The 17023-nt window shown below is 40.5% G+C and carries 15 protein-coding genes and 1 tRNA gene; 3 read left to right on the top strand and 13 right to left on the bottom strand.

What is annotated here, in order from left to right:
• Positions 1–100: 100 nt before the first annotated feature.
• The 3 genes from hisH to AWN68_RS07285 form a co-directional block, all read right to left on the bottom strand.
• Entirely contained in the window at positions 101–685 is a 585-nt protein-coding gene (hisH, locus tag AWN68_RS07295) for an imidazole glycerol phosphate synthase subunit HisH (protein ID WP_068413416.1), read from the bottom strand.
• A gap of 22 nt (positions 686–707) precedes the next feature.
• Positions 708–1445: a phenylalanine 4-monooxygenase gene (locus AWN68_RS07290; RefSeq protein WP_068413413.1), complete on the bottom strand. Its 738-nt coding sequence runs from the start codon at positions 1443–1445 to the stop codon at positions 708–710.
• Positions 1446–2026: 581 nt separating this feature from the next.
• Positions 2027–3316 carry an aminotransferase class V-fold PLP-dependent enzyme gene (locus AWN68_RS07285; RefSeq protein WP_068413409.1) on the bottom strand — a complete coding sequence of 430 codons (1290 nt, stop codon included), beginning with the start codon at positions 3314–3316 and terminating at the stop codon, positions 2027–2029.
• Positions 3317–3711: 395 nt separating this feature from the next.
• Between AWN68_RS07285 and AWN68_RS07280 the strand changes: the two genes are divergently transcribed.
• Positions 3712–4785, top strand: a complete 1074-nt coding sequence (locus tag AWN68_RS07280; RefSeq protein WP_068413406.1) for an ice-binding family protein — start codon at positions 3712–3714, stop codon at positions 4783–4785.
• A 61-nt stretch (positions 4786–4846) separates the two neighbouring features.
• On the opposite strand, the gene AWN68_RS07275 is transcribed toward AWN68_RS07280, so the two are convergent.
• Entirely contained in the window at positions 4847–5032 is a 186-nt protein-coding gene (locus AWN68_RS07275; protein WP_068413403.1) for a hypothetical protein, read from the bottom strand.
• Between the two features lie 179 nt (positions 5033–5211).
• On the opposite strand from AWN68_RS07275, the gene AWN68_RS07270 reads away from it, so the two are divergent.
• The gene (locus AWN68_RS07270) at positions 5212–5772 is read left to right on the top strand and encodes a helix-turn-helix domain-containing protein (protein WP_068413400.1); all 561 of its coding nucleotides are present in this window, start codon (positions 5212–5214) and stop codon (positions 5770–5772) included.
• A gap of 442 nt (positions 5773–6214) precedes the next feature.
• On the opposite strand, the gene AWN68_RS07265 is transcribed toward AWN68_RS07270, so the two are convergent.
• From AWN68_RS07265 to AWN68_RS07255, 3 genes are all read right to left on the bottom strand, one after another.
• Positions 6215–6287 (bottom strand) — tRNA-Thr (locus tag AWN68_RS07265).
• Positions 6288–6389: 102 nt separating this feature from the next.
• A complete protein-coding gene (locus AWN68_RS07260) occupies positions 6390–8492 on the bottom strand; it encodes a DUF349 domain-containing protein (protein ID WP_245657982.1) in 2103 nt (700 codons plus the stop codon).
• Positions 8493–8546: 54 nt separating this feature from the next.
• The gene (locus AWN68_RS07255; protein WP_068413397.1) at positions 8547–9134 is read right to left on the bottom strand and encodes a YqgE/AlgH family protein; all 588 of its coding nucleotides are present in this window, start codon (positions 9132–9134) and stop codon (positions 8547–8549) included.
• Positions 9135–9238: 104 nt separating this feature from the next.
• Between AWN68_RS07255 and pdxH the strand changes: the two genes are divergently transcribed.
• Positions 9239–9880, top strand: a complete 642-nt coding sequence (gene pdxH / locus AWN68_RS07250) for a pyridoxamine 5'-phosphate oxidase (RefSeq protein ID WP_068413394.1) — start codon at positions 9239–9241, stop codon at positions 9878–9880.
• Positions 9881–9927: 47 nt separating this feature from the next.
• Here pdxH and bshB1 read toward each other — a convergent pair whose 3' ends face one another.
• From bshB1 to AWN68_RS07220, 6 genes are all read right to left on the bottom strand, one after another.
• Positions 9928–10644 carry a bacillithiol biosynthesis deacetylase BshB1 gene (bshB1, locus tag AWN68_RS07245; protein WP_068413391.1) on the bottom strand — a complete coding sequence of 239 codons (717 nt, stop codon included), beginning with the start codon at positions 10642–10644 and terminating at the stop codon, positions 9928–9930.
• Positions 10645–10705: 61 nt separating this feature from the next.
• Positions 10706–11668, bottom strand: coding sequence for a thioredoxin-disulfide reductase (trxB, locus tag AWN68_RS07240; RefSeq protein WP_068413388.1), 963 nt, complete (start codon positions 11666–11668; stop codon positions 10706–10708).
• 120 nt (positions 11669–11788) lie between these two features.
• Positions 11789–12652, bottom strand: coding sequence for a sigma-70 family RNA polymerase sigma factor (locus AWN68_RS07235; RefSeq protein ID WP_053224442.1), 864 nt, complete (start codon positions 12650–12652; stop codon positions 11789–11791).
• A gap of 98 nt (positions 12653–12750) precedes the next feature.
• A complete protein-coding gene (gene pnp / locus AWN68_RS07230; RefSeq protein ID WP_068413385.1) occupies positions 12751–14877 on the bottom strand; it encodes a polyribonucleotide nucleotidyltransferase in 2127 nt (708 codons plus the stop codon).
• A gap of 108 nt (positions 14878–14985) precedes the next feature.
• Positions 14986–15261 carry a 30S ribosomal protein S15 gene (gene rpsO / locus AWN68_RS07225; protein ID WP_068413382.1) on the bottom strand — a complete coding sequence of 92 codons (276 nt, stop codon included), beginning with the start codon at positions 15259–15261 and terminating at the stop codon, positions 14986–14988.
• Positions 15262–15333: 72 nt separating this feature from the next.
• Positions 15334–17001 carry an LptF/LptG family permease gene (locus AWN68_RS07220; protein WP_068413380.1) on the bottom strand — a complete coding sequence of 556 codons (1668 nt, stop codon included), beginning with the start codon at positions 16999–17001 and terminating at the stop codon, positions 15334–15336.
• Positions 17002–17023 lie beyond the last annotated feature (22 nt).

Raw genomic sequence — 17023 nt, 5'->3', positions numbered from 1 at the left:
TAGTCAATTAGGGAAACTTTTAATCCTCGATAAGGTTGCCCAGTTTCCTGTTCCACTGATTCCCTGATTCCCCCGAAGCTTCGGGGCGTGATCAACCGATTCACTTGATGTCAAGAAAATTCTGAAGAATGCGTTCCCCTATTTTTCCACTTTTTTCGGGATGGGCCTGTAAAGCGTAGAAGTTATCCTTGTTCAGAGCCGCACTGAAGGTATTCACGTAATCGGTGGTGGCAATGGTATACGGACTTGTTTCTGCATAATAGCTATGCACGTAATACACATAACTATCGGCTTCTATTCCTTTAAACAAAGGCCCCGTGGTATGCTCCAGGTTATTCCAGCCCATCTGAGGCACTTTTAAAGTGGGCTCAAACTTCTTTACCTGAACATTGAAGATGCCAAGGCAATCAGTATTGTTTTCTTCGGAATGAGCGCACATCAGTTGTAAACCCAAACAAACACCAAAAACGGGTTGTTTCAGGTCTCTAATCACTTCGTCCAGCTTTCTTTCCTTTAGAAATCGCATGGCGGTACTGGCCTCGCCTACGCCCGGAAAAATGACACGGTCTGCGGAACGAATCACTTCCGGATCGGCACTCAACTGTGGAGAAACGCCCAAGCGCTCCAAAGCGTAAGTAACCGACTGCACATTGCCCGCATTATAATCTACAATAACTACACTCATATTTCTGAATGAAAAAAGCGGTTTAAACCACCGCTTCTTTTCCTTGTTTTAATTTTGCTTCAATTTTAGACTTAATCTCAGGCAGAGACTTATACAATTGCTCATACGACTCAATAATAAAGTAATTCTCTTGCATTTTATCCTTTCTGTAAGGCGTTTCTAAAATCTTATCTACGTCATACTCAAAGTGATTGGGCTCATCGCTCAACGAGTATTTAGTTTCGCCCGCAGACGATAATATTCCCGCCCCGTATATTTTCACTTCACCGTCTTCTCTGATCAAACCAAACTCAATGGTATACCAGTAAATCCTTGACAGTAAATGAATTGCCCATTCGTCTTCAATCCATTCGTGACCAAACTGACTGATGGCCTGAAGGAAGTCTACAAAAGCCTGATTCGCCAACAACGGAATGTGCGCAAATACATCGTGAAACATATCTGGCTCTTCCAAATAGTCCAACTGACTCATTTTTCGTACCCAAGTTGTAGCAGGGAATTTCTTATTGGCCATCAGCTCAAAGAAAAGACCATCCTCCACAATACCGGGCACCGCGTAAATCTCCCAACCTGTTAACCCACGAAGTATCTCATTGGTTTTCTCAAAGTTTGGAATGCCCTCATTGGTGAAGTTTACCTGCTTTAACCCCTTGGTAAATTCAGTGGTTGCTGCCTTGGGTAAACTCGGAAACTGTCGGTCGAAGAGGATGCCCCACACTTTCTGGTCTTCGGCTGTGTAATTCTCGTAAATCTGTTTCATTCTTTCCTTTTTAAAGACTCCGCTGGAATGGGTTAAAAACAAAAAACCCGATTCTTGCGGAATCGGGTCATATATGTTTGATTAATTGTTTCTATACAATTTACATAGCGCAGCCGTTCCGATCGTTCGGGTAGTAATAGTAATAATGATGATGTGCGCTGCTATGTAACATTGCTTCAAAGGTAAAATGCATTTTCGAATTGGCAATCCTTTTTTTGAAAAAGAATTGGGTGGGAACAAAAACCTGTTTAGGGTTTATTGTTTAAAGTCTAGTGAAATCCACCTGTATTACTGAAAAAGACCCTTACAGGGTGACTTAAAGTAGGCAACTATAAAATACTCCAAGGCTTTGAAGGAGGATGACGCTCCGAATTACCACGTCATTCTGATGACGAGGAAGACAGCTCCGAAGCCGGAGTGTCTGATCTAGACAGTTACTGTTTAAAACTCAAAGATTCTTTCATTTCACCCTGACTGACATCAGGTTAAAATTTCAGAGCACTTGCGCAGAAGCTACAGCGAAGGCGCAATGACGGTTCTTGTGGCTTTGCGATACTTAGCGTCCTTCGCGGTTAGACCCTTTACACCTTACTTAACTTCAGAATGCCCTCTAGCAGTTGGTCTACATCGGAGGTTGAGCTATATAGGTTTGGGGTTACGCGGATAGCTTTCTCATTCTTTGGTAAATTCCGCTTTACAGTAAATACGCCAAAGTCATCATAGAGCCTATTGATTACTTCATCTGCATCTAGGTTACGTAGTTTGAAGGTAGCAATGGCACAGCTTCTTTTCGCTTCGGTTGGCGTAAGCAATTCTGCATTGGCAATCCCTCCTATTTCCTTTGTCCAGTAGTTTTGTAAGTAGCGAAGTCGTGCTTCTTTCACGGGGATAGTCACCATATTATTAAATTCTGCTGCCTTGGGTACCGTTAGCAAAGTGGGGAATGAAAGTGTTCCGAAGTGGCCCAGCTTGTTAATATTATCTTCGCGCTGGCCTACATCACCAAACATTGGACTGAGGTCTTTGATCCTATTCTTCTTCACATACATTAGTCCCATGCCTATGGGTGCACTGAACCACTTGTGCAGGTTGACGCCCACAAAATCACAGCCTAAATCTGGAATTTTAAAATCGAGATGCGCAAAACTGTGCGCGGCATCTACAATTACCTCCACTCCTTTCGGTCGGGCCATATCGGCAATGGCCTTTACTGGCATAATCTGCCCTGTTAAATGAATCAGGTGAGTGACTAGAATACAACGTGTTTTGTTAGTCATGGCCGCTTGGTATAAATTCACTAGCTGCGTATCACTCTCTGGAATCATCGGCAGCGCTATACGCTTGATGATAATGCCCTTTGTCTTCTCGAGCATTTCGAACGCCTCAATCATACTTGGGTAGTCCTGTTCGTTGAGAATCACTTCATCACCCGGTTGAAAATCGATGCCCTGAATCAAAATATTCAGCGCCTCCGTGGCATTTCTGGTAATCAGCAGTTCCTCTCGTGCTGCTCCCGAAAACTTTGCCAAGGTGTCCATAACAGGACTGAAATCCTTCTGATTAAAAGTTCTTCGTGCATAAGCCGAACTTTCCCTATTTACTTTTTTAATGGACTCCACATAGGCGTCCACCACCATTTTTGGCTGTACACCAAAATAACCATTCTCAAGATTGATCCACTTGTCGCTTACATCGTAGTGGGTTTTCTTAAAGGCCTTCCAAAATGCTTCATCCTGAGTTTTGGTGAGGTCGAACTCTCCTTTCCATTCGGCAATACTCTCTTTAGGCAAGTATTCGTCTAAGGAGCGACCAATAAAGGGCAGTGAAATTGCGCCAACTGCGAGTTTTTGAAGTAAGGATCTTCTTTTCATCTCAAAAAATTTTAATAGTAATGCGGATGATATGGCCTATCAAGCCATCCCCGAATTTACAATCAAAAATTCATTCAATCCCTTGATGAGAGTATTTTAATTGCTCCGTTTTTCATAACAGCTTAGCTACACTTCTGCCCTTGCTCATGTTCTCCACCAACAAGCCACATGTAACTTTTAGACCTTTCGTGCCCTGCCAGTTGAGGAAGTTTTCATACGCTATAAGTCAAACCCTTAGCTTCTGAAAAAGACTTCCGAAGCCTAAGAAACAGCATTCGCCATTTTGTTCAGATCAATGTGATATATGTAAGTCTTAACTATTTGTATGTAGCGTATGGCGTTATAAAGCGACTCACCTTTGTTTATAATAATAAAGTCATTTAACGAATACTGAAATGAAATTTCTAAAACGAATTCAAATACTAGCTATACTTCCATTTATGTTGTTCCTCGGCTGTAGCAATGACGATGAACCAACAGGAGGAGACGAAACGTCACCTATTATCACTGGAACAAATCCTCTGGACAATGCTACTGATGTGGCCCGTAATAAGTCAATCTCAATCACTTTTAACGAGGAAATGAGTCTAGCTTCATTCACGTCAACTTCATTTACATTAAAACAAGGAACAACTCCAGTAGCGGGTTCCGTTCAATACGCAGATAGCACCGCTCGATTTATCCCCAACAATGCACTAAGTGCCGGCTTGGTGTATACTGCTACAGTGAATACTGATGTAAAAGATTTAGCTGGAAATCCAATCGCAAACAATAAGGTATGGACCTTTACAACGGGCACAAAAACTGGTTTGACAACAGTAAACTTAGGGTCTTCTGCTAACTACGTTATTTTGGCTAAAACAGCCATCAATAACTCTCCTACATCAGCCATCACTGGCGATATGGGGCTTAGCCCAGCGGCTACCTCATTCATTACTGGTTTTGGATTAACCGATGCCACTGGTTATGCTACTACTCCTCAAGTAACAGGAAAAGTATATGCGGCTGATATGGTTCCCCCGACCAACACTAACCTTACTACGGCAGTTGAGAATATGATCACGGCTTACAATGATGCTGCTGGCCGTCCAACGCCTGATTTTCTAGAGTTAGGGACTGGAAGCATTGGTGGAATGACTTTAGATGCAGGGCTTTACAAATGGACGAATACAGTGTCTATGGCTTCTGATGTAACGCTTTCTGGTAGTGCCGATGATGTTTGGATCTTCCAAATAGACGGTGATATGACCATGAGTTCTGCAATGAAAATCACTTTAACTGGCGGTGCACAAGCCAAGAATATTTTCTGGCAAGTAGCAGGTTCTGTGGCTTTAGGTACAACCTCACATTTTGAAGGTGTAATCTTATGTATGACGGGTATCACAATGCAAACAGGCGCCACCATAAACGGACGTCTATTGGCGCAGACTGCGGTTATCCTTGATTCGAATGCTGTTACAAAACGATAATTAAAAAAAGGTAATTAATACGGAAGAGCCATTCTACGCATTGTGGAGTGGCTCTTTTTGTTTAATAGGTCTGTAGTTCAGCGAAAAGCAATTCAAGCTCTGATCTGGTTTTTTTGAGTTTCACAGAAAGCTTATCCATCATGCTTTCCTTCTGCCCATCCTCAAATTCGAAGTCCGCATCGTTTAGCACAGAAAACCTATTTTTGAGCATTACTCTTTGCTCTCTCCAACTTCTTGTTATTTGCATTTGATAGATTCTCAGTGAATATTTAAAGCTAGCACTATTGTGAACGTGGAACACTACTCTGCCACTATTAGTTTAGCAATCCCCTCCTTCATTTACAGTTAAGTCATTGAGAAAAAACTTTTAAGCGAAAGCAGAGTTCTACATTTTAATCTACCACACAGCTATACCTCAATATCCACATGAAGCTTTACATCAAGTACATGGTCAGCCTACGTTGCAAATTACTTGTAAAGGCAGAATTAGAGAACCTCGGCCAAAAAAAAGCGCTGGTTGAGCTGGGCATGGTCGAACTTTTTGACGAGTTGAGTAGGCAGGATCTGGAATTACTCAAAGCCAATTTACTGAGGTCTGGGCTGGAGCTTCTAGATGATAAGAGAAGCATCTTAGTAGAAAAGATAAAGAACATTATCATAGCACTGATTCACCACACTGATGAACTTCCAAAGGTCAATTATTCAGACTACATCAGCGAGAAGCTAGATTATGACTATACCTACCTCGCCAATACATTCTCGGAGGTAAAGGGCATTACGATTCAGCATTATATTATCATGCATAAAATTGAAAGGGTGAAGGAATTGATTCTTTACGATGAGTTGTCCTTATCCGAAATTGCCTTTAAAATGCACTACAGCAGTTCGGCTCATTTGTCGAACCAATTTAAAAAGGTTACTGGCCTCACTCCTTCATTCTTTAAGCAGCTTAAGCAAAAAAGAAATCAGAATCTGGAGAGTATATGATAAGTATGAAGGCTACACCTCTCTTCCTAGCACTCTGTTCTTAAAAGACCTATCAAGTTTTTAAAAATCTGACACTACTGGGTTGTGCAACTCCTTTTCATCTTGAGCAGTAGCGAGGAAATTAGGTTGTTTACAATAAGGAGCAGACAGATTTCAGTCAACCTATTTTAGACGAGACATGAGCCTCCCATCGGCCCCGAGGCTTCTGGGGAACCAATGACCTTAGGGCATAAAAAAACCAGTTACTTTCGTAACTGGTTAATTTAAAAGAGCCTCCTATCGGCTCCGAAGCCTCGGAGGAACCAATGACCGTATACAGCTACGGGCATAAAAAAAGAGTCACATTTCTGTGACTCTTCAGAGCCTCCTATCGGCCCCGAGACTTCGGGGGAACCAATGGCCTTAAAACAATAAAAGCTAGTCAAAATGACTAGCTTTTATGAGCCTCCTATCGGGATCGAACCAATGACCTACTGATTACAAGTCAGTTGCTCTACCAGCTGAGCTAAGGAGGCTTCGGGTTGCTTTTCTTTCAAAGCGAGTGCAAATATAGGTCTCTGTTTTTAGAATGCAAAAGCGATACTGAAATTTTTCAGATTTTATTTCTGAAGGCTGGATTACATGCTTCGCACCATTCTCAATTGCTTCTTCAAATGGTCCATTTCTTCTTTTGCCTTCTCTATTTTCTCGTCAAATTCTGCTTTCAGCTTGTCGGCAGTTTTAGAGTTAGCAAAGAACGAAAGGTTGTTATTCCAAAGCGAGATGTTATTCTCAATTTCTTGAATTTGTCTACGCAGCTCTCCTTCTTTCTTGTTGAGTTTACGGTCGGCATTAGGGCCGTTTTGTAAACCACCAAGTTCTACCTTGATCATCAATTGCTCTTCTTCCTGTCCTTCTACATCAAGCCCTTTCACGTACTTGGCAAGCGCCTCGGAATACTTATGTTCAATAGACTTCATTGCTCCTCTTGGCACAAAGCCTACGGCTTGCCATTGGGCTAGGAATTCATCCATTTCTTTTTCAGAGCCTGTGCCTTTAGCAGCAGCATCTAAAATGGATTGAATGATGGTTTCTTTCTTCTTAAGGTTATCGGCATACTCCGACTCCGCTTTACTTAGGTTGGCTCTTCTATTATTAAAGAAGGCATCACAAGCCGCTTTGAATTTCTCGTAAATCGAATTTCTTACTTTCTCGGGTACCGGCCCAACATCTCTCCATTGTTGTTGAAGTGTTTTTAGCTTATTGGCTGTTGAATCCCAATCCGTACTCTCTTGCAACTCAATCGCCTTTTGAATCAAGGCTTCTTTCTTTTCTAAGTTCTCTTGGCGCATGCCTTCCAACTTCTTAAAAAAATCATTTTTGTTGCTGAAGAATTTCTTGAAATCACCCCAGAAGATTTTATTCACTTCTTTGGCGTGCTCTCTTGGCAAGCCACCAATGGCATCCCATTTTTTCTGTAAGGCCAGAATTTCTTTGGTCTTGGCATTCCACTTATTAATCCGGTCCGAATCAAATTCAGTAAATTCTTTCAACTCAGCAGCCAGTACTTTTTTCTTCTCAAGGTTTTCGTTCAGTTCACCTTTCAAACTGTCCAAATACTCTTTGCGCTTATGATAAACTTTATCTGAAGCCGTTTTAAAACGCTGCCAAAGTTCTTCTTGCACCTCCTTTGGCACTGGGCCAATATTTTTATACTCCTCATGGAATTCATTCAGTTGAATGATCGCGTCCTTAAGGTTATCCATTTGATCAAGTGCCTCAGCCTTTACGCAAAGCTCAGTCTTGGCCTCCTGATTCTTCTTTCTATCAAGTTCTTTAAGTTCAAAAAGGATGTGGCGGTTATTGTAGAACCTGTCAATTAGTGCATTGTAATTGGCCCAAAGTGTTCGGTTGTACTGATTTGGTACCTGGCCCACTTTTTTCCATTCGTCCTGAATTTCCTTAATTGGGTTTAAGCTGGTAGTCGCCTCTTCGTCCACCAATTCTCTCAATTTATCCAGAAGCTCTGTTTTTCTTTGGTAATTTTTCTCTTTGTTTGCCTCGCGCTCTTTATAGTAAGAGTGCTTTTTGTCCTTGATCAGACGTAAAGAAGCATCAAAGCGGTTATACAATTTATCGTGACGGTACTCAAAGTCTGCTTCTTCACCACCATCGGCAATGAATTTATCTAAAGCTTCCTGACGAGCAGTATCTTCTGTTTCTTGAAATAATGGTTCAATTTGAGCAAGGATAGCATCTATCTTTTTGAAGTTGGTTTCAGAAGTTAATTCCTCAATTACTTCAGCAAGTTGTTCTCTAGTATGGTTTGAATAATCAATTACCTGATGATCTTCTTCGTCATCGTGGTCATGATCTTCTTCTGTATCAGCCTCTTCCGATTCTTCCGAAGTCGCAACTTCAGCTTCAGAATCAGCTTTAGGTCTAGAATCTTCCTCTACCTTCTCAGTAGGCGCTTCTTCAGCTGCTGGTTTTTCAACCTCTGCAGGTGCCTCTTCCTCTATTTCAACTACTGCTGGTTCTTCAACCGTAGTTTCTTGTGGAACATCCACCTCAGATTTAGCTTCTTCAACTGGTGCATCTACTACTTCCTCTACAGTTTCATTTTCAACTGTTTTGGGCACTGCTTCCGTTTGAGGAATTTCTAAATTTTCGGTACTCTTATCAGTATTCGAATTCTCGATATTCTGATCACCTGACTGCATACTCTTTTCTTCACTCATAAATTCTAATCGACCTCAGGGTCGCTCCGTAACAAACCAAAGTTAACAAAACTATTAATTCAAACGTGGGTCTGCGGGGTAATTTGAGAACACTTTATACTTTCCGCCCATTTCTTTCAGAATAGACTTCCAAAGTTCGTCTTCATTCAGGTCGAAAATTTGGCGGGCGGTAGCCCTAGGCTTCACAAACCAAGATTGGCTATCCAGCTCTTTTCTCAATTGCCCTTCAGACCAACCCGAATAGCCCAGAAAAAACTTAATTTCGTTTTCGGCTACCTGACCATTGGTGATCATGGATTTTATTTGCTCATAATCACCCGACCAATACAAGCCATCTCCTATTTCAATGGCTCCTTCCACCGGTGTTTTAATTCTGTGAATATAATGCAGTGTATTTTGTTCCACTGGCCCTCCAAGGTTCAAACGGCCATTAAAGCCATTCAAATGAAAGCTATCATTCATTACTTCATCTAAAAGTAGGTCTGTCATTTTATTGACCACCAAGCCAAAAGTACCTTCTTCCCCATTTTCGCAAACCAAAATAACCGTGCGATCAAAGTTGGGGTCATGTAAAAAAGGCTCGGAGATAAGGAGGTCTCCGTTTTGTGGGTCTGGAATATTTTTGTCGTATTCTAATCTCATGGCTGTGAGTTTTGAATTTATAGAACGTATTTTGGAATGCCTAATTTAGAAAACAAAGATTCGCCTTTAGGCTGTTATATTTGTACTGACAAGAAGCTTTCTCTATGACTAACATTGCTGATTTAAGACAAGACTACACCAAAGCCAGTTTGGATTTAGACACCATTGCCGCTTCCCCGTTTACTCAATTTAGAAAGTGGTTTGACGAGGCGATTAAAAGTGAGGTTTTAGAACCTAATGCCTTTGTATTGAGCACTGTAGCGGAAGGTGGAAAGCCATTTCAGCGCACCGTTTTAATGAAGGCTTTGGACGATAAGGGGGTTGTTTTTTACACCAATTATAAAAGCAGAAAGGCGCAGCAAATTGAAGAAAACCCAAATGTTTCCATTCTTTTCCCTTGGTATGCACTGGAAAGACAAGTAGCGATTACGGGAAGAATTGAAAAAGTAACCAAAATGGAATCTTTGGCTTATTTCACTTCACGCCCGCATGGCAGCCAGTTAGGGGCATGGGTATCCCACCAAAGTCAAGTGATTAAATCGAGGAGTATTTTAGAAATGAAGCTTCAGGAAATGAAAGCCAAGTTTATGGAAGGAAAAGTGCCTTTACCCGATTTTTGGGGTGGTTATCGTATTGTTCCAGAAACTTTCGAGTTCTGGCAAGGACGCCAAAGCAGGCTGCACGATAGAATTATGTACCAGAAATTGGAAAACGAAGACTGGTCTACTTTTAGAATGGCGCCTTGATTAAGCCTCTCTATTAATCACTTAAGCCAAAATGGATGACATAGAGATTAGATCAAATCAAAAACATCTCCTGCTCCTGTCATTCGCTCTACATTAAAGCCCTCACCGTATTGCACTCCTATTTCATGACCATAATGAATAGCCCTGGCTTCTACCATTTTCATAAATTCTGGAGAAGAAATGTATGTATTTGCTTCATCGCTATTCGGATCGAAAAACTGAGAAGCAAAGGCTCTGATTGACGCTATTTTCTGCTCCCAAACTTCGGACACATCGACTACAAAATCTGGCTGCGTTGGGATGCTTTGTATGTAATGATAGACTACTTTTGGTCGCCAAGCAGCTTGTTCAACGCCATCGATTTCTGTTTTAACATTCTTTAAGCCTGAAAGAAAACATGCTTCTTTAGATAACTGGGATGCTCTTCCATGATCTGAATGACGATCGTCATAAGCATTGGCCAAAACAATTTCCGGCTGATACTTCCTTATCATTTTAATTACTTCCAGCTGATGTGTTTCATCGTTTTTGAAGAAGCCATCTCGAAAGCCTAAATTCTCTCTTGCGCTTACGCCTAAAATCTCTGCCGACTTAGTTGCTTCTTGCTGTCTGATTTCTGGTGTTCCGCGTGTACCCAATTCGCCTCGGGTAAAGTCTACAATACCCGCTTTTTTTCCATTCAAAATGGCTTTGAGTAATGTGCCAGAACACGAAAGTTCTACATCATCGGGGTGGGCAGCAAGTGCAAGAATATCTAATTTCATAGTCTTAAAATAAGAAGAGGGCTTTTATTGATCTAAAAGCCCTCTTTATCAATTCATTTTTTTAGCCTTTAGCCTCTTCTAATTCTTCTTCCTTGGCGGTCAAGAATCGCTCAGCATCTAAAGCTCCCATACAGCCTGTACCAGCAGCAGTTACGGCCTGTCTGTACACTCTGTCGGCAGCATCGCCAGTAGCAAATACACCTTCAATATTGGTTTTAGAAGTGCCAGGAATCACTTTTAAGTAGCCAGTTTCATCCATATCGAGGAAGCCTTTAAAAATATCGGTATTTGGTTTATGACCGATGGCCACAAAGAAACCTTTGATATAAATCTCTTTCTTCTCTCCTGTTTTATTGTTCACAACTCTTACGCCTGTAACACCAGTGGCATCACCTGTCACTTCTTCAGTTTCAGTATTCCAATGCACTTCAATATTCTTAGTATTCAATACACGCTTTTGCATGATTTTAGACGCTCTCATTTCGTCTCTTCTAACGAAAAGGTGGACTTTCGGACAAATATTTGCCAAGTAAGTAGCTTCTTCAGCAGCAGTATCGCCTGCTCCAACAACAGCTACATCCATTCCTTTATAGAAGAAACCATCGCAAACTGCGCAAGCAGACACACCCTTATTGGCATAAGTCTTTTCTGATTCTAAGCCCAAGTATTTAGCGGTAGCACCTGTGGCGATGATTACAGCATCGGCAGTAATCAAATGCTTTCCATCGTCAATCCATACTTTATGTGGGTAGCCAGAAAAATCAACTTTAGTGGCCATTCCATAACGGACGTCAGTATTGAATCTTTCCGCTTGTTTTTGAAAATCAACCATCATTTGGGGGCCGTTCACTCCTTCTGGGTAACCAGGGTAGTTTTCTACATCGTTTGTAGTAGTAAGTTGGCCGCCCGGCTCACCTCCAGTATATAAAACTGGGTTTAAACCTGCTCTAGAAGCATAAATGGCTGCAGTATAACCCGCAGGACCCGAACCAATGATCAATACTTTTACTTTTTCTTCAGTCATTTTTTTATTCCTTGATTTTCAAAACTAAACGATTAACAGCACTTGAGCAATCCTTGTTCCCTTAGCGCAAATAAAAAAGGTCTCCTTCTCAAGAGACCTTTAAAATAATGTATGTTTTACTTAACCTAAATAAGGTTTCAAAGCTTTGCTTCGTGATGTATGTCTCAATCTTCTGATTGCTTTTTCTTTGATCTGACGAACTCTTTCTCTGGTCAAATTGAATTTCTCACCAATTTCCTCAAGGGTCATTGAGTGCTCACCATTCAAACCAAAGTATAAAGAAATCACATCAGCTTCTCTTTGAGTAAGTGTTGAAAGTGCTCTTTGAACTTCTCTTCTCAATGAATCATTCATCAAACCAGTATCTGGCTTTTCATCCATGTCATTTTCGAGAACGTCCAAAAGGCTGTTTTCTTCACCTTGAACAAATGGAGCATCCATTGATACGTGACGACCAGAAATTTTCATGGTGTCAACGATTTCATTGGTAGTTACTTCCAATACTTCCGCAAGTTCATCCGGAGATGGCTCACGTTCGAATTTTTGTTCTAACTCAGAAAAAGTTTTTGAGATTTTGTTCAATGAACCTACTCTGTTCAATGGCAACCTTACAATTCTAGATTGTTCGGCAAGTGCCTGAAGAATAGATTGACGAATCCACCAAACAGCATAAGAAATAAACTTAAAACCTCTAGTTTCATCAAATCTCTGTGCTGCTTTAATCAAACCAAGGTTACCCTCGTTAATTAAATCGCCCAAAGAAAGTCCTTGGTTCTGATATTGTTTAGCTACCGAAACCACAAACCTCAAGTTTGCTTTAGTAAGCTTCTCCAACGCCAATTGATCCCCTTCACGTATTCTCTGAGCAAGCGTTACTTCCTCATCGGGAGTCAAAAGATCTACCTTACCGATTTCCTGTAAGTATTTATCTAGAGATTGAGACTCTCTATTCGTTATCTGCTTACTAATCTTAAGCTGTCTCATTCAATTAATTGTGATTTAAAACTGTGACAAGGAACTAAACATCACGGAATCTATGAAAAGTTCCTCTATTAATAACGCCTTTACTCTGCTTTAGTTAATTAATCTTTTGCAGGTTTTGGAAGAAGTGCCTTTCTAGACAATCTGTATTTCCCTGTTTTCTTATCAACCTCAACAAGTTTAACGGTAATCTCTTCTCCTACTTCCATTAAACCGTCCATCTTCTCAACGCGTTCCCATTTAATTTCAGAAATATGAAGTAAACCATCTTTTCCAGGCATAAACTCAACAAACGCACCAAAAGGCATGATTGATTTCACTTTACCTTCGTAAGTTTCACCTACTTCAGGAATAGCAACAATCGCTCTAATTCTAGCCAAAGCAGCGTTCATAACTTCTTTACTGTCAGCAAAAACTGTTACAACTCCGTTGTTAGCTTCTTCTTCAATGATAACAGTCGCTCCTGTTTCTTTTTGAATTTCTTGAACAACTTTTCCACCGGGCCCGATTATCGCTCCGATTTGATCTTTACCAATGATTACTTTCTCACTTCTTGGAACATGAGGTTTGTAATCTTCTCTTGGTTCAGTCATGGTTTTCTTCATTTCATTAAGAATATGAAGTCTACCTTCTCTTGCTTGATTTAAAGCTTTTTCAAGTACTTCGTAAGAAAGACCATCTACTTTAATGTCCATTTGACAAGCAGTGATTCCTTTTTCAGTACCCGTTACCTTAAAGTCCATATCTCCCAAGTGATCTTCATCACCCAAGATATCTGAAAGAATAGCATATTTACCTGTTTCAGCGTCCGAGATCATCCCCATTGCAATACCTGAAACTGGACCAGAAATTTTAACACCTGTATCCATTAATGATAATGAACCTGCACAAACAGTGGCCATTGAAGACGAACCATTTGATTCAAGGATGTCAGACACTAAACGAATAGTGTATGGGTTCTTGTCAGAAGAAGGCAATACTTTTTTCAATGCACGCATTGCTAAGTTACCATGACCTACTTCTCTTCTACCCGGCCCTCTATTTGGTCTTACTTCACCAGTTGAGAAACCAGGGAAGTTGTAGTGGAGAATGAATTTGTTTGTACCGTGCATTGTAGCACCGTCAATCATTTGCTCATCAAGCTTAGTACCTAAAGTACAAGAAGTCAACGATTGAGTTTCACCTCTAGTGAACACAGCAGAACCATGAGCAGAAGGCAAATAATCAACTTCAGACCAAATTTGTCTGATTTCGCTGAATTCTCTACCGTCAAGTCTTTTGCTTGAATCTAAAACAAAGTTTCTAGCAGCAGCCTTATGTATTTTTTTGAAGTATTGGCCGATTAGGAATGAATCGTGTTCATGATCCTCAGGAAGTGCGTCCACCCATTCTGTTTTGATGGCTTTCACATCACTACTTCTAATTGATTTATCAGCAGTTTGTTTTGAAACTGAAGCGTATAGTTTGTCATACATTTCAGACTTCATTTTCTCATAAAGTGCCTCGTCCTTATTTTCATGAGAATACTCACGTTTTTGAGTCTTACCAGCTTCAACCGCTAATTCGATTTGTGCTTGGCATTGAACTTTGATGGCATCATGTGCAACCTTCATTGCCTCAAGCATGTCGGCTTCAGAGACTTCGCTCATTTCACCTTCTACCATCATAATGTTGTTGATATCAGCAGCAACGATAATCTCGAGCTCTGATGCCTCGGCAACTTCCTTACTTGGGTTTAGTTTGAACTGACCTTCGTGCTTTACTACTCTAATTTCTGAAATAGGTCCGTTGAAAGGGATGTCAGAAACAGATAGTGCAGCGGAAGCAGCAAGCGCAGCAAGTGCATCTGGCTGAACATCTTTATCATAAGAGATCATTGAGATCATTACCTGCGTATCGGCATGGTAATCATCTGGAAAAAGAGGACGAAGGGCTCTATCCACCAAACGGCAAATGAGTATTTCATGATCAGAAAGTCTACCTTCTCTTTTCAAAAATCCTCCAGGAATTTTTCCTGCAGAAGCAAATTTTTCTTGATAATCGACAGAGAGAGGAAGAAAGTCGACATTATCTTTAGCGTCTTGAGAAGACACTACTGTGGCGAGTAACATGGTGTCACCCATTCTTACTACAGCCGAACCATCGGCTTGTTTCGCTAGCTTACCCGTTTCAATCGTTATGATTTGACCATCAGGCATTTTGATGGTTTTAGTTATTACATTCAGCATAAAATATTTTTTGTGTAGTACAGCGCGGGGAGATCAAAAACAACCAGCAGTATGCGAATAAGTAAAGAAGGGAATCCACATTGAACTCCCTTCTTTAAAATAGTTGTATTACTTACGTAAGTTCAATTCAGCGATGATTGCTCTATATCTCTCAATATCAATCTTGATAAGATAATCCAACAATCTTCTTCTTTTACCTACTAATTTAAGTAGTCCAGTTCTTGAAGAGTGATCTTTTCTGTTACTCTTCAAATGGTCTGTAAGGTGATTGATACGGTAGGTAAAAAGTGCAATTTGAGACTCAGGAGACCCTGTGTCTTTTTTTGCCTTTAACCGACCATGATTCTCAAACAACTCAACTTTCTTTTCGCTTGATAAATACATGCTTAGCTAAAATTTGATAATTAAAATTTAAAAACAGCCGCAAAGATAATTTATACCCGACTAGTAAACAAGTTAGGCTGTTTTTAATTGCTTTTTCTTTGTAAAGTACTTCTTTATTTTCTCTAACCACACTGCGTAGAAATCAGCTTCGAACAAACGGGCATCTTTACTGGCTTGGCGTAAAAAGAAAAGACCGAATGGCAACAATAACAAGTTAGCCATCCACATGGCAAATAGTGGATCAACGACCCCTTGTTTACCCCATTTATCACCCAATGTATTTAGAGTATAGTAGATCAAAAAGAAGATCACCGATATTATAACTGGCAAGCCCAGTCCTCCTTTTTTGATAATAGCCCCAATTGGCGCCCCTATTAAAAACATAACCAAGCAAGCAAATGATCTTGAAATCTGCTGAGCTCTAGTTACTCTAAACTTATTTTGATCTCTCTGAACAGTATCCAAGGTGCTAATATTAGCTTTAATGGTCGCGTTACTAGCCCTAGCGCTATTAAGTGCAGTTGCATACACATTCATGTTTTTTGCTCGAGTATTATAAAATGCATCAACTTCCTTAATCAATTCATCATCGGTCATCACCCTACCTTTGTTTTCTGTTTCATTCAATGCGCCAAGAGGGGGTGAAGGGGCCTTCATAAAAGCAACCTCTGGGAGGTCGTCCACTGGAGTATCTCTTGAGACCAAACTCTCTTCTTTCAAAACTTGTCCTGCAAGGTCTCTCTGCTCAATTTTCGGCTTTTTCCTTGAAGTCCGTAGCGAGTCATAAAAACTAAGCTCTTGTTCAATTTGGTCTGGAATTTCCACATCTCTCAACATATGAAAAGTGAATTTCGCCCCAATTTGCCTAAAGAGTGTTTTCTTACTCCTTAAAATATCTAAACTCATTGAGTCTACTCCCATCTGTAAATCTCCTCTTGTCTGCACTAATCGGCTTCTACTAAATGCATTCTGATCCGTTTCTCCCATATCAAAAGATGAAAGATCGAACCTTATAACACTTTTACTGAATCTGTTTCTTACAAACTGCCCACCATCAAGCTTTTGATCATATTTATCATTACTTCCTTCATCATATTTAATCCCATTATAAAGCTCCAAAGCCAAATAACGCTGATTCATAAAAGTATACATACGGCCAGAATCTGCCAGAATCACTTCTTTATTACCTCTTTTACTACGATTAGTATGGTCATATATTATGATGTCGAGCAGTCGCTCATCATCAATTTTCTTATTCACTTTAATACTGTAACCAGGGATTCCGGTGTAAAAAACACCTTCTCTAATATCAAGAGCCGGCTTTTTTGACCTCATGTCCCAAAGCAAGCTATAGGTCTTGAGATTGGTTTTAGGCACCAACTCAGTATTGAAGTAGTAGGTAAAGCCCGTGAGAAAAAGTACAAAAACAAAAATCGGGGTTAAAGATCGAACTAATGATATACCAGCACTTTTGACCGCGGTGAGTTCCGAATGTTCTCCCAAATTACCAAAAGTCATAATTGCGCTGAGAAGAACAGCCAAAGGGAAAGCATCAGGGGAAGCTGATATCGAAAAATAGGTAATCAGTTCAGCAAAGACAGAAAATTCAAGCCCCTTGCCCATAATTTTATCAAAGTACTTGAGCAAAGTAACTAAAAGCAGTATAAAATCTACAACGATTAGGGTAAGTAAAAATGGCCCAATGAAAGAGCCAAACACCAATTTATCAATCTTCTTCATTCCTCACAATCTCAGGCCTTGT

It is taken from the genome of Roseivirga echinicomitans, from assembly GCF_001592935.1.
Lineage (GTDB): Bacteria > Bacteroidota > Bacteroidia > Cytophagales > Cyclobacteriaceae > Roseivirga > Roseivirga echinicomitans.
The sequence above is the reverse complement of the archived record's forward strand: the minus strand, read 5'-3'. Positions and strand labels throughout refer to the sequence as shown.

Bases quoted from the DNA above. Each gene is read 5' to 3' on its own strand.
- hisH (WP_068413416.1), bottom strand. From the start codon at position 685: ATGAGTGTAGTTATTGTAGATTATAATGCGGGCAATGTGCAGTCGGTT.
- AWN68_RS07290 (WP_068413413.1), bottom strand. From the start codon at position 1,445: ATGAAACAGATTTACGAGAATTACACAGCCGAAGACCAGAAAGTGTGG.
- AWN68_RS07285 (WP_068413409.1), bottom strand. From the start codon at position 3,316: ATGAAAAGAAGATCCTTACTTCAAAAACTCGCAGTTGGCGCAATTTCA.
- AWN68_RS07280 (WP_068413406.1), top strand. From the start codon at position 3,712: ATGAAATTTCTAAAACGAATTCAAATACTAGCTATACTTCCATTTATG.
- AWN68_RS07275 (WP_068413403.1), bottom strand. From the start codon at position 5,032: ATGCAAATAACAAGAAGTTGGAGAGAGCAAAGAGTAATGCTCAAAAAT.
- AWN68_RS07270 (WP_068413400.1), top strand. From the start codon at position 5,212: ATGAAGCTTTACATCAAGTACATGGTCAGCCTACGTTGCAAATTACTT.
- AWN68_RS07260 (WP_245657982.1), bottom strand. From the start codon at position 8,492: ATGAGTGAAGAAAAGAGTATGCAGTCAGGTGATCAGAATATCGAGAAT.
- AWN68_RS07255 (WP_068413397.1), bottom strand. From the start codon at position 9,134: ATGAGATTAGAATACGACAAAAATATTCCAGACCCACAAAACGGAGAC.
- pdxH (WP_068413394.1), top strand. From the start codon at position 9,239: ATGACTAACATTGCTGATTTAAGACAAGACTACACCAAAGCCAGTTTG.
- bshB1 (WP_068413391.1), bottom strand. From the start codon at position 10,644: ATGAAATTAGATATTCTTGCACTTGCTGCCCACCCCGATGATGTAGAA.
- trxB (WP_068413388.1), bottom strand. From the start codon at position 11,668: ATGACTGAAGAAAAAGTAAAAGTATTGATCATTGGTTCGGGTCCTGCG.
- AWN68_RS07235 (WP_053224442.1), bottom strand. From the start codon at position 12,652: ATGAGACAGCTTAAGATTAGTAAGCAGATAACGAATAGAGAGTCTCAA.
- pnp (WP_068413385.1), bottom strand. From the start codon at position 14,877: ATGCTGAATGTAATAACTAAAACCATCAAAATGCCTGATGGTCAAATC.
- rpsO (WP_068413382.1), bottom strand. From the start codon at position 15,261: ATGTATTTATCAAGCGAAAAGAAAGTTGAGTTGTTTGAGAATCATGGT.
- AWN68_RS07220 (WP_068413380.1), bottom strand. From the start codon at position 17,001: ATGAAGAAGATTGATAAATTGGTGTTTGGCTCTTTCATTGGGCCATTT.